Source organism: Mesobacillus sp. MER 48 (genome assembly GCF_023714225.1).
Lineage (GTDB): Bacteria > Bacillota > Bacilli > Bacillales > Cytobacillaceae > Mesobacillus > Mesobacillus oceanisediminis_A.
The window spans coordinates 585,735-598,279 of record NZ_JAMAUR010000003.1; the positions used below are offsets into that span (position 1 = coordinate 585,735).

Annotated in this window: 14 protein-coding genes; 4 read left to right on the top strand and 10 right to left on the bottom strand. The window is 47.1% G+C overall.

Going from position 1 to position 12,545, the window contains the following annotated elements; genetic code table 11:
• The first annotated feature begins 47 nt into the window (after positions 1–47).
• The 3 genes from hemQ (at position 48) to M3593_RS14165 (ending at position 3,336) form a co-directional block, all read left to right on the top strand.
• Positions 48–791, top strand: coding sequence for a hydrogen peroxide-dependent heme synthase (gene hemQ / locus M3593_RS14155; RefSeq protein ID WP_144479229.1), 744 nt, complete (start codon positions 48–50; stop codon positions 789–791).
• Positions 792–1,043: 252 nt separating this feature from the next.
• Positions 1,044–1,580 carry a spore coat protein GerQ gene (gene gerQ / locus M3593_RS14160; protein ID WP_251542536.1) on the top strand — a complete coding sequence of 179 codons (537 nt, stop codon included), beginning with the start codon at positions 1,044–1,046 and terminating at the stop codon, positions 1,578–1,580.
• Positions 1,581–1,818: 238 nt separating this feature from the next.
• The gene (locus M3593_RS14165) at positions 1,819–3,336 is read left to right on the top strand and encodes an MDR family MFS transporter (protein WP_144479231.1); all 1,518 of its coding nucleotides are present in this window, start codon (positions 1,819–1,821) and stop codon (positions 3,334–3,336) included.
• 41 nt (positions 3,337–3,377) lie between these two features.
• Here the strand turns inward: M3593_RS14165 and M3593_RS14170 are convergent, their stop codons facing one another.
• The 3 genes from M3593_RS14170 to M3593_RS14180 all read right to left on the bottom strand — a co-directional run bounded on the left by M3593_RS14170 (position 3,378) and on the right by M3593_RS14180 (position 5,153).
• Entirely contained in the window at positions 3,378–3,749 is a 372-nt protein-coding gene (locus M3593_RS14170; protein WP_144479482.1) for a DUF423 domain-containing protein, read from the bottom strand.
• Between the two features lie 211 nt (positions 3,750–3,960).
• Positions 3,961–4,284, bottom strand: coding sequence for a YwdI family protein (locus M3593_RS14175; protein WP_251542532.1), 324 nt, complete (start codon positions 4,282–4,284; stop codon positions 3,961–3,963).
• Between the two features lie 185 nt (positions 4,285–4,469).
• Positions 4,470–5,153 carry a uracil-DNA glycosylase gene (locus tag M3593_RS14180; protein ID WP_251542531.1) on the bottom strand — a complete coding sequence of 228 codons (684 nt, stop codon included), beginning with the start codon at positions 5,151–5,153 and terminating at the stop codon, positions 4,470–4,472.
• Between the two features lie 172 nt (positions 5,154–5,325).
• Here M3593_RS14180 and M3593_RS14185 point away from each other — a divergent pair, with 172 nt between their 5' ends.
• On the top strand, positions 5,326–5,655 hold the full coding sequence (locus M3593_RS14185) for a YflT domain-containing protein (RefSeq protein WP_251542529.1): 330 nt from the start codon (positions 5,326–5,328) through the stop codon (positions 5,653–5,655).
• A 97-nt stretch (positions 5,656–5,752) separates the two neighbouring features.
• Here the strand turns inward: M3593_RS14185 and M3593_RS14190 are convergent, their stop codons facing one another.
• The 7 genes from M3593_RS14190 to M3593_RS14220 all read right to left on the bottom strand — a co-directional run bounded on the left by M3593_RS14190 (position 5,753) and on the right by M3593_RS14220 (position 12,510).
• Entirely contained in the window at positions 5,753–6,772 is a 1,020-nt protein-coding gene (locus tag M3593_RS14190) for a thiazole biosynthesis adenylyltransferase ThiF (protein ID WP_251542527.1), read from the bottom strand.
• A gap of 84 nt (positions 6,773–6,856) precedes the next feature.
• The gene (moaD, locus tag M3593_RS14195; RefSeq protein WP_144479241.1) at positions 6,857–7,090 is read right to left on the bottom strand and encodes a molybdopterin converting factor subunit 1; all 234 of its coding nucleotides are present in this window, start codon (positions 7,088–7,090) and stop codon (positions 6,857–6,859) included.
• Positions 7,083–7,547 (bottom strand): molybdenum cofactor biosynthesis protein MoaE, encoded by a 465-nt coding sequence (locus M3593_RS14200; RefSeq protein ID WP_144479243.1) that lies wholly within the window; start codon positions 7,545–7,547, stop codon positions 7,083–7,085. Before M3593_RS14200 ends, moaD begins: the two co-directional genes overlap by 8 nt.
• Positions 7,548–7,887: 340 nt before the next feature.
• Positions 7,888–9,807: a molybdopterin biosynthesis protein gene (locus M3593_RS14205; RefSeq protein WP_251542525.1), complete on the bottom strand. Its 1,920-nt coding sequence runs from the start codon at positions 9,805–9,807 to the stop codon at positions 7,888–7,890.
• Between the two features lie 13 nt (positions 9,808–9,820).
• Entirely contained in the window at positions 9,821–11,053 is a 1,233-nt protein-coding gene (locus M3593_RS14210) for a molybdopterin molybdotransferase MoeA (RefSeq protein ID WP_251542523.1), read from the bottom strand.
• A 31-nt stretch (positions 11,054–11,084) separates the two neighbouring features.
• Positions 11,085–11,684: a molybdenum cofactor guanylyltransferase gene (gene mobA / locus M3593_RS14215; protein WP_251542521.1), complete on the bottom strand. Its 600-nt coding sequence runs from the start codon at positions 11,682–11,684 to the stop codon at positions 11,085–11,087.
• 16 nt (positions 11,685–11,700) lie between these two features.
• Positions 11,701–12,510, bottom strand: a complete 810-nt coding sequence (locus tag M3593_RS14220; protein ID WP_251542519.1) for a formate dehydrogenase accessory protein FdhE — start codon at positions 12,508–12,510, stop codon at positions 11,701–11,703.
• Positions 12,511–12,545 lie beyond the last annotated feature (35 nt).

Below are 12,545 nucleotides of genomic sequence, written 5' to 3' on the forward strand. Positions count from 1 at the left end.
CTATGATATGATATTGGTATATTGTTGATTTATAGGAGTGATATAAAATGACTGAAGCAGCACAGACTTTGGATGGCTGGTATGCCCTTCATGATTTCCGCACTGTTGATTGGACAACCTGGAAAATGCTCCCGGGTGAAGAGCGTCAGGAAATCATCCAGGAATTCCTCGGCCTTGTGGAAAAGTGGAATAAAACTCAGGCTGAAAAACAAGGCAGCCATGCCCTGTATACAATCGTTGGCCAAAAAGCAGATTTCATGATGATGATCCTGCGCCCTACGATGGAAGAATTGAATGAAATCGAGACAGAATTCAACAAATCCAGACTTGCTGAATACACGATTCCTGCTCATTCTTATGTTTCTGTTGTCGAGCTCAGCAACTATCTGCCAGCAGGCGAAGATCCTTACCAGAACCCGCAAATCCTTGCCCGCCTTTACCCTGAACTTCCAAAGGCGAAGTATGTTTGCTTCTATCCAATGGACAAGCGCCGTCAGGGCGAAGACAACTGGTACATGCTGCCTATGGAAGACCGCCGCAATATGATGCGCAGCCACGGCATGATCGGCCGCCAGTATGCAGGCAAAGTCAAGCAGATCATCACTGGTTCCGTCGGCTTCGACGACTATGAGTGGGGCGTAACATTGTTCGCGGACGATGTCCTTCAATTCAAAAAGCTAGTATATGAAATGCGTTTTGACGAAGTCAGCGCACGCTATGGCGAATTCGGTTCATTCTTCGTAGGAAACCTGCTGGAAGAAGACCGCGTTGTTTCATTCCTGAATGTCTAATGATTCGATAAATCCCCGGGCTGATGCCCGGGGATTTTTTTGTCTGTTCTCATGAATATGAAGCATTGTTTATGCCCCTTTCTTACGCCCCTCCATCCAAAATATTTGAGTCATAAAATGCAGCTTCCCTCATATGAATGAAATAGTGAGGATTCATTTTACTTGTACCCTATCCTATTAAAGCTCAATTTCACCATTTACATAAATAAGGTGAAATGAATGAAAAGAAAATAATTTTAAGGAGGCTACACAATGACTCAATACAATAACCCATACTATAACTACAGAACCTATCCACAGATGTATCAGCCTTATAGCGGCACAGAAGAAAAATCGGCAGCACAAGCCCAGGTGCCGCAGATGTCTCAGATGGGACAGATGGGGCAAATGGGGCAAATGGGCCAGCCAGGATTCCCGCAGGCAACATCATTCCCAACCCAGTCTGGCGGTGCCTTTCCAGGTACAAGTGCAGGTGCAGTTGGAGGTGTCCAGGTACCAGGAATGCTTCCAATTGAAGCATCCTACATCGAGAATATCCTTCGCCTGAACAAAGGAAAACTCGCAACAGTGTATGCTACTTTTGAAAACAATACCGAATGGAATGCGAAAATTTTCCAGGGACTCATAGAAGCTGCTGGACGTGACCATCTCATCCTCAGTGACCCGCAAACAGGAAAACGGATTCTCCTGCCAATGATTTACCTTGATTATGTTACTTTCGATGAAGAAATCGAGTACGAATATCCATTCGGCGGCGGAGCTGGACTGACGGTATACCCGCCAAGATAATGAAAACTACTATTCTCCAAAGCGGCTTCGGCCGTTTTTTTGTTGTGGTATCATTCATTATTTTTAAACAATCTTTTTTCTGACAGGTGACAGAAAACACGTAGTTGGGACAGTTAATCATGATTAATCAGCTAAAAAGCATGTCATAGTTCAGCCTACAAATTCTTGACAATGATTCTACTCGAAAAATAAAATTTATATACTTACTATATCCGATGAAGGAAGCTGGGTGGATGAGATGGTTTCAAATGAAAGCAATATTAGGCTTGTAGTGGCAGGTTTGCTGCTTGGGATCTTGATGGCTGCAATGGATAATACGATTGTGGCGACGGCAATGGGAACAATTGTTGCGGACCTTGGCGACTTTGACAAGTTTATCTGGGTGACCTCTGCTTATATGGTTACCGTGATGGCCGGAATGCCCATTTTTGGGAAGCTGTCAGATATGTATGGCCGGAAACGATTTTACATATTTGGCTTGCTGGTTTTTTTAATAGGCTCCGCGCTTTGCGGAATTGCCCAAACAATGGTGCAGCTAAGCATTTTCAGGGCGATCCAGGGAATCGGCGGCGGAGCTTTGATGCCGATTGCGTTCACGATTGTTTTTGATATCTTCCCTCCCGAAAGGCGCGGCAAAATGACTGGACTGCTTGGCGCCGTTTTCGGGACTTCAAGTGTCCTTGGACCACTCCTTGGTGCTTATATCACTGACTGGTTCAGCTGGCATTGGGTGTTTTACATTAATGTCCCGATTGGCATTGTCTCTTTATTCTTTATTGGGAAGTATTATCATGAATCCACTCAGCATTCCAGGCAGAAAATTGACTGGGCTGGCGCCTTCACATTAGTTGTCGCAGTTGTCAGCTTAATGTTCGCCCTCGAACTCGGCGGAAAAGAATATGACTGGGGCTCAGTCCAAATCATAGGTTTGTTTTCAAGTTTCGCTCTATTCTTTTTAGTATTTATTTTTGCTGAAAGAAAAGCAGCGGAACCGATCATTTCTTTTTGGATGTTTAAAAGGCGGCTGTTTGCTGCATCACAGGTTCTGGCCTTCCTCTACGGAGCAACATTCATCATTCTCGCAGTCTATATCCCTATTTTTGTACAGGCGGTTTATGGGGGCTCGGCTAAGACGGCTGGACTGATTTTGACACCGATGATGCTAGGTTCTGTTGCCGGCAGTGCGGTTGGCGGCATATTCCAGACAAAGACCAGCTATCGGAACCTTATGTTCATTTCGGTTATCGCCTACTTTGCAGGGATGCTGCTGCTCAGCATGATGTCACCTGATACGTCGAGACTGGTCCTGACACTTTTCATGATATTGGTCGGATTTGGAATGGGATTCTCTTTCTCCCTCCTCCCTACAGCTTCCATACACAACCTCGACCCGCGGCACCGAGGATCGGCGAATTCAACTAATTCATTCCTTCGCTCGCTTGGAATGACACTGGGCATCACCATATTTGGGACTATCCAGAATAATAGTTTTATGGACCAGCTAAAAAGTGCCTTTGCTGGAATGGGCGGCGGCCAAGGGAACCAGCTGATGGGAGACCCGCAGCAATTATTCCAGTCTGGACAACGTTCGCAAATCCCGGAATTTGTCCTGGATAAAATCGTCGAGGCGATGTCTTCTTCAATCACTCATATTTTCGCACTTGCTTTAATTCCAATTGCTATTTCGGCAATTGCGGTCTTTTTCATGGGAAAAGAACGTGTTGAAATCAATAAGACGATTGTCAAAGAATCTTAATGAGCCTGTAAAAAGAGCATGCCAGCCGGCATGCTCTTTGATTATAAGTATTTAACTGCGGCAATGATCAACAATACCCAGGCGGCGAGGAATGATACTCCGCCAAGCGGGGTGATGGCCCCAAGGATGCTGATTTTTGTAAGGGTCAAGGCATACAGGCTTCCGGAAAACAGGATGATTCCGATCAGCATCAGCCAGCCTGACCAGTTCAGCAGTGAAGTTGCAGGGAGTTTTCCCAGCAGGACTCCAATTATCAAGATTCCGGTTGCGTGGAACATCTGGTATGTAACACCGGTTTTCCAGGTTTCTAGATATTTTGGTTCGACCTTGCCTTCCAGCCCATGTGCTCCAAAGGCTCCGAGTGCGACTGCAAGAAAGGCATTGATTGCCCCTATTATGATAAATAACTTCATCATTTCCACCTCTATCTTTAAATTAAGGCTCTTTTCTCAAACTATGTTGCCATTGATTACAAAATGGGATTGAATGACCTAGTTTTCTGCATAAAAAAGCTTATTATGAGAAAAGAGCTTGCACACTTAAAAACGAACTGCAAAATGGCTTAATAGCACGTTAAAATCGGCTTTAAGATTTTAACAACAATCTTTACGAAAACAACCTAAATTAGAAATCGAATAGCGAGTCTCCGTTTGAATCATCATCCATTTCCAGTTTTTTCGGCTGCGGAACCATTGTTGATGGCTGGCTTACTGGCATCTGCTGCTGAGGAAAGACTGGTTGAGCAGGAATAAGTTGCTGTGCTGGCTGCTGGATGATATGGCTTTGCCCGGGCTTGCCTGACCCCTGCTGTGGTTCATCAAGAACAAGTTCACAAAGCGTTTTAATCGACTGGATTCGTTCCCGCTGTGCAGCTTCAGATTGTGCCGATTTGGCCCGGCTTAATTCTTCTTCCATTTTCAAAAGCAATTTTTGCAGTGAAATATTCATTAACTCACCTCCACGGGCGGTACCTTATATGTAGGATCCGACTCGATCATGCTGTACGGTTCCATTCTACAATAAATCTGTTATATTTTCGACTGTATAAGAATTTGCTGTCAGTTCCACGTGGAACATGTCGATTTTTAAAAAAAGAACTCAGTCGACCAGAAAAAAACTCTGGTCCCCCAGAGCTAATAATTTTTCATATCGTCGATTTGCCAATCGATTTCCTGTCTGCCCCACTCTCGCAAAATCTCGTTTACTCTTGAGAATGGCTTGCTTCCAAAGAAACCTCTTCTTGCGGACAAAGGGCTTGGATGTGCAGACGTGATGATCTTATGTTTGCTTTCATCAATCAACTTCAATTTACTTTGAGCCGGTTTGCCCCAAAGGATGAAAATGACTGGTTCCTGACGGTCATTCAACAGGGTGATGACTTTATCGGTGAAGGTTTCCCAGCCTTTCCCCTTGTGGGAATGCGCTTCACCCTTCCTGACTGTAAGCACCGTATTCAAAAGCAGCACACCCTGGTCTGCCCACTTTTTCAAATATCCGTGATTGGGTATCTCACAGCCAAGGTCAGCCTTTAGCTCCTTGAACATGTTCCGGAGTGATGGCGGGATTTCAACCTCTGGTTTTACCGAAAAACTTAAGCCATGTGCCTGACCCGGTCCATGGTATGGATCCTGGCCAAGGATGACCACTTTTACCTTATCATAGTCTGTATACCGCAATGCATTGAAGATGTCTTCCTTATCGGGATAAACCGTTTTGTTCTGGTATTCTTCCATCAAGAACTCTCTTAAATCCAAATAATAAGCTTTTTCAAACTCCTCTGCCAGCAGTGGTGCCCAGCCGTTTTGCATCGAACGCATCGTGATCGCTCCTTTCTCTACTATCTAACTACCCGATTTCCAAAAAGGTATGTGAACATTTTCCAGCATGTTTAATAGAGCAAATAACGGTTATATAAATAGTGTAGACGCGGAAGGCTATAAAAGCATCCCAAACTAGTATAGGTTAAAAACACTTAAGGAGGAAGATATTATGTTGAAAGTAGAAGTTGTGGAAAACGGCGTACAGGCAACTGAAAAAATCAGCTCTCTGGAAGCTGCAGGTTTCGGAAAAGAAAACATTTATATTTTCGCTCATGATGAAGACCGAAGTGAGCACTTGACAGATGCTACCGAAACAGGCGGTATGGGCTTCAAGGAACAGGGCTTCTTTGATTCCATCGGCAATATGTTCAAGTCCCGCGGAGACGAACTGCGAAACAAATTCGAATCCCTCGGACTTTCAAAGCAAGAAGCTGAGCAGTATGAGGTCGAATTGGACAAAGGCCGTTTAGTCCTTGTCGCAACCGATGAAGTAAAATAAAGCCATTAATCAGCAATGGTATATCCGATCCGCTGTGATCGTTTATCATAGAAACCCCCTGCCGAAGCCGGCAGGGGGTTTGCGAGTTTAAAGATTTCTAGCCAAAGAAGCGCTGGTAGATGCTGCGGGCCTGTGCCAGATCCTTCGTTCCATGGATCAATGCACGTCCATCCTGGAAAATGACCATCCTGTTATCATCCATTTCAACAGATACCAGATAAGGGTTTCCTTTTACCTGATAACCCAAATCCCTCATTTTTTCAGCCGTCTCCTGGAGGTTAAGCTGCTGCTGTTTCGGCGGCCTGATCTGTACGGTATCACGGCCGCACAGGACAGTCGTTTTGGTCATATTTTCAACATCCAAATACGGATATTCCGGATTGTCGCCGCATGAGAGACAACCAGGGTCCTTCGCTTTTGACATTTTCATGCTTGTATACTGATTCCGCCACAGATCAAAGCTGACAAAAGAAGTTCTGACCGCATCCCAGTCTTCCACAAGGATCTTCAGTGCTTCGGCACCCTGGTGGGCAATGACCATCTGTACGGCAGGCCCGATGATTCCGCCGGTATCGCAGGTCAGCCCGTGCAGCGGCACCGTCTTCAGCAAACAGTTCAGACATGGTGTTTTTCCAGGAATAATGGAGAAACTCATGCCAAAGCTGGCAACGCAGGCACCATATATCCACGGAATCTGGTACTTCTGCGAAATATCATTAATGGCCATCCTTGTTTCAAAATTATCGGTAGCATCGATAATCAAATCGACGCCATCAACAAGCTCAGCCAGTTTTTCGGGAGTGGCATCCGCAATCAATGCGGTGATTTCAACGTCAGAGTTGATCGCCTTCAATCTTTTTTCAGCCGCTGCAGCCTTTGGAAGCTTCTCAGCGACATCCTCTTCAGTATATAATTGCTGTCTTTGCAGGTTGCTTGCTTCGACATAATCCCGGTCGACAATCGTCAGACGGCCGATACCTGCTCTAACCAGCAGCTCGGCATTCCCTGAACCAAGTGCACCTGCGCCAATCATCAGGACATGCTTGCTGCGGATTTTGTCCTGGCCTCCCTTGCCTATTTGAGGAAACAGCGTCTGGCGTGAATATCTTTCTGACATAGGGTGTACCCCTCCTGTAAAACAAACGCCCTGATTCCATCGACAATCCTGTCAACGGAACGGGGCGCCGTAATTTGCTATGGATCAACCGCCGGAAACAGGCGGTATGAAGGCAATTGTGTCTCCTTCTTTAATGACTTCATCATTAGATGAAAATTCTTCATTGATCGCTGTCATTGAAGTATCAAGCTTTTGGACACCATATTTTTCTGCGACTATTTGCTTCAGTTCGGCAACTGTCTTGCCTGCTGCTTCGATTTCGACTGATTCATGGCCTGCTTCGTCACGCAGGTGGGCAAAAAATAATATTTTATTCATTGAGATCCTTCTCCTCCGGTTTCCCTGTCGGATATGGGACAGTTTCTAGTTGGTTGCCAATCCATTCTTCCCCGTCTTCCCAATGCTCTTTCTTCCAGATTGGGACGATTTCCTTGATGCGCTCGATCGCATAACGATTGGCTTCATATGCATCGTTGCGGTGAGGTGTGGAAACGGCGATCACGACAGCAATATCCGTGATGTCGAGCTTGCCGACCCGATGGGTGATCGCGACCTGCGCGCCATCCCAGCGTTCCTGGATTTCCGTGCCAATCTGCTCAAGCTTTTTGACAGCCATCGGCTCATAAGCTTCATATATAAGATAAAGGGTTTTCTTTCCCTTCGTCAATTCACGGACAGTGCCAATGAATGTCGTGATTGCCCCTGCTTCACGCTGGACCACTTTATCAATGACAGATTGAACGTTGATTGGATCTTTCGCTATTTCATAATTCATCAAAATCACCTCAATAAACTGATCCGGATCAGGATTTAATATGTTTATGGACACTTTTTCCGGGTTCTGAACCCGTTTTGTCCATTAGAGACCTTCTATCGGACACTTTTTCCGGGTTCTGACTCCGTTTTGTCCATTAGAGTGTCCCTTTAAAAATGGCTCTGTTAAACAAGACTGTTGATTTTCGTTCCAGGCGCTTCGCTTTCCGCGGGGCTGGCGCTGAGCCTCCTCGTCGCTCTGCTCCTGCGGGGTCTCACCTGACCAGCTGCGCCCGCAGGAGTCTACGCGCCTTCCACTACAATCAACAGGTGTATAAACATCATTGGGCTTTAACAGAGCCTTAAAAATAAACAGGCTCAGGATTTTCAACAACTGCGTATCCGCCAATTTTGTCGACTTCGGCTTTGAAGGACTGTGATTGGATCACTGACCTTAACCATATACCCTTTTCGCTTTCGAAGAATGCTTTTGTCATCAGCAAATCGTAGCTTTCGTCTGCGACCGGGATGAAGTCGAGCCCCATTGCCCTGGCAGCCGGGAATATGCCGAGTCCGGCCGCATTGTCGTTCCCCTTCACTTCAGCAGCGACGCTCAAATGTGAGAACATTTCACGGTCATAGCCGTTGACCTGTTCTGCGTCAAGGCCGGCATCTTTTAACATTAAATCAAACAGGATCCGTGTACCGGCGCCTTTTTGCCTGTTGGCATAATCTGCGCCCTTCACAGCGATGTCGCTGACATTTTCGATTCCGAGCGGATTGCCTTTTGGCAGCATCCAGCCCTGGGTTCTTTTCAAGAAAGGATAAAGGACTGCGTCTTGCCCGGCAAGGAATTTCCTTACGTAGGTAACATTATATTCTTTCGTCTCCGGGTCAAGCAAATGAATGCCCGCTACATGGGCTTCCCCTTTTCTGATTGCCATCAAACCGGCCATGCTGCCAACATGGGAAGAAACAATTTTCATGTCGGTGCGCTGATTTTTGAGCTGGGAGGACAAAAGGTCAATCGTCAGGTCATGGCTGCCGCTGAAGACGATCGCGTTCTTGATTTCTTCAACCGGTCTGTATAGCTCGACCATGACGGCATCTCCCTGTTCATATCCTAACTCCTCCGGCGGAACAACGAGCAAGCCGTCCGCACGCACCAGTGACATCGTGACCCCCGCCGCGCGTGTCAGCGGATTGGCGACAAATTGTCCATCCACATAGCCGATATTCATTCGGACAAAGTCCTCCGCCCCCATTGTGGAGACGATCCTGCGGCCAAGCTTCACTTCTAGTTTTGGCCTTTCGGGTTCTGGTATCCCCAGATACTTGCAAACGAGCGGCCTGACGAACCACTCAAGCGCCATGTAGGCCGACACTGGATATCCAGGCACGCCTACTACCACTTTATCTTTAATTTTTCCGAGGATGACTGGCTTACCCGGCCTTGTCGCGACACCATGGGTGAAAACAGTGCCGAGTTCCTCAAGAATGTGTACAGTGTAATCTTTTGAACCTGCGGAAGAACCAGCGTTGATCACGACAATATCAGAGGTTTCGACCGCGTTCAGCAACGCTTTCCTGATTTTTTCCGGTTCATCCTTCACGATCGGATGCAGATAGGGATTGCCGCCCCAATCTTCTACATAAGCGCTAAAAACAGTTCCATTGAACTCGATGATCCGGCCTGAAGCTAGCGACGCATCTGCGCTGACCAGTTCATTCCCTGTTGGAATGATCGTTACCAACGGCTTTTTCACGACGCACACTTCGGTCACCTGGGCTGCAAGGAGTGCGCCAAGGTCGGCAGGACGCAGCTGATGCCCCTGTGTGAACAGCATTTCCTCCTGGACGATATCCTCACCAATCGGGCGGATATGCTGCCAGGGAGTTGCCGGTTCAATGATTTCAATTGTCTCATCGTCAATGACGTGAATGTTTTCGACCATAATGACGGCATTGAATTCCTGAGGAATCGCATTCCCGGTATCAACGTATTTGAACTGCTCATCCTTTTTTAAATGGAGCGGACGCTGCTCATGGGCTTCATAAGTCTCCTCGGCATTGACGGCAACTCCATCCATTGCGGATGCATGATAAAAAGGCATGGACACATTGGCGAAAACAGGTTCAGCAGTAATCCGGCCCAGGGCTGAGGAAGCAGGGATCCATTCTTTTTCCTGAGACAGGTCGAACGCGGCCAGCACTTCTTCCCTAGCTTGTGCTCTCGGCTTGTCTTCAAGGTAGATTTTTCGGTTATAACGTATTTTATCCATGATGCGGCTCCCCCTATCTCGTCAAAATTACTGGAACGAATTCGCCTTGAGAAATCCCCTCTTTTTCGGAAACAATCTCGACGATTCCATCGCTTTTTACCAAAGTGGTGATCAGGCCTGATTTGCCGATGATCGGCTCGGCCCACCATTCGCCGTCCCTTTTCTCCAGTCTCACTCTGATGTAATCGGAGCGCCCTGGTGAGGATGCGATATTTTTAACAATCCGGGCAAATATCCTCTCCGGTTTTTGTTCGTATTTTTCACCCTTCAGCTTTCTAAAGACCTGTTCGCCAAACAGCTTGAAGATGATCATTGCCGATGCCGGATGCCCTGGCAGTCCGATGACCGGTTTTCCATCCGCCACCGCGAGAATCGTCGGCTTGCCCGGCTTAATCGAGATTCCGTGAACAAACACGCCTGGATCCCCAAGTGACTGGATAACCTCGGTCGTGTAATCCTTCGTACCGACGGAACTTCCTCCTGATAAAATAAGGCAGTCCGCCTGTTCATATAATTCGCGAGCCTTGCTGGCGAATTCCTGATAGTCATCGCGGGTGATGCCGCCATAAATGACCTCGATGTCCCATCCATTGGCCAGGCCCTTGACGGTCAGGTAATTGATATCACGGATTTGTCCGGTTTCAAGTGTTTTCGTTTCATAAGGAACGATTTCGTCCCCTGAAGAAAGGTATGCAGCTTTCAGCTTACGATAGACTTTCACCTCGGAAACGCCAAGTGCTGCCAGGGCTCCGAGCTCCTGCGGACGCAATTTCGTGCCTTGTGTCAACAGCACCTCGCCTGAACGGATATCTTCGCCTGCGGAGATGACGTTTTCGCCCGGTGCGATCTGCTTGTACGTATTCAACAGCCCGCCGATTTCCTCGCAATGCTCGATCATCAGGACGCTGTCGCTGCCCGGAGGAAGCATTCCGCCCGTCGGGACATAGATTGCTTCTCCCCTGCCCACCGGTTTTACTGCTTCTTCGCCCATATGGACCTCACCGGCGACATTCAGGAATCCAGGCATGGATTCAGAAGATCCATAGGTGTCCCTGGCGATGACGGCATAACCATCAACGGTCGATCGATCAAAGCCCGGCACATTCTCTTCCGCTCTGATGTCCTCGGCCAGGATGAAATGAAGTGCCTCATCAAGCGTGCGAACCTCGGTTTCTTTGATCTTGCTGATTTTCTCATCAATTAACGCAAAGGTCTCTTCAACCGTTTTCACTTTGAAAAATTGCATGCTGCCTATCTTCCTTTCTGGCACCTGAAAACTATTCCCCGGATTCCGTCCATTTCTTCGCATTTTCATATTCTTCGGGATGGTTCATATTGAAAAAGACGCGTTCAAGATTGTTTCCGCAATACAGTAGCAAATCTGGCTCATCGAGGTATCGGACATCCAGTTTTTCAAGCATATGCCTGATCCTTAACGTTCCGTCCTCAATGCATTTCACCGCTTCGCGGGCCACGCGTTTTTGGTACGCCGCAAAAAGCGGATGCTTCCGGCCATCACTGACGGGCACGACTGCATCGTGGTGCTTGAGGGCTTTCACAAGGTTCTCGGCAAGCTCTGCGGATACAAATGGCATATCACAGGCAACGATGAAATTCTCTTCGTAATCTGATGCCTCGAGCCCCGCATGGATTCCCGCCAGCGGTCCAGAACCCGGATATTGGTCTGTCACACTTTTGATATTTAAAAATTGATAGGTTTCAGGATCATTCGTTACTAGAATTATATCATCAAAAACGTGCTGTAACTCATCCTTAATTCTCTCAATATTCGTTTTTTCGTGAAATTTCAGGAGAGCTTTATTCGTTCCCATCCTGCTAGATTTGCCGCCTGCTAAAATAATCGCTCCGGCTTTCATCCCACAGCACCTTCTTTTAATTTGTCTGTTTGGTTTCCCCAGCGGCTTTGTAGCCATTTTCCTGTGCAACAAAATCGAGGTGGATTGTATTCAAGTCTAGCATTGCCGGTGTCGGCTTCACAATATATTGTCTCGTATCGATTACTTTCGTGTAGCCCTTGCATTCCTCACAAACCTGGATCTGGGCAGCGGACTCACCCTCGATGGTCAGGAACTGGACTGTTTCATGATCTTCATTGCCACAATGCGAGCATGTAATGCGTTTATCATGCCAGTGGGCCAGACAGCGAGGGCAATGCAATACCTTTTTTCCTCCGTCTTCCAGCTGCGCAAGGCGGACTGGTTCACCGCAGACAGGACATCCGGCGCCGTGAACAGCATATTGGATTTCATCCTGGACTTTTTCAGCGGTCAGCTGCAAATAGGGACGCAGCACGGTTTCGGCGATGAACTGCGGAATCCACTCATCGACACCCTGCTCTTCTGCAAAGCTGGCAAAATAAATATGGTTAAAAGCAAAAGCCTCATCAATCCAGCGTTTTGCTGTCTCTTCATCTAATAGTCTCTTGATTGATTCCATTGTTTTTTCGAGCTCTGGTTGATACTTCGCTAAAAGTTCACCTATATCCTCTATCCACTGTAAGAATAGGGGAATATCAAAATCAATGGCCGTCAATGCAGCGACAGGCACCCCTGTTTCCATGGCCGCTTTGTCAAGCTTAGGCTCGATACGGTCAGGGTTGAGTGATGTTTTCCATTGTTCCTGCAACGTTATAATATCTTTCTGCAGTTTCTGGTACTCTTTTGAGACAACGGACTTTTTCATTGCGGTAGCCTCTTTTCATCAGATTTTATTAAACG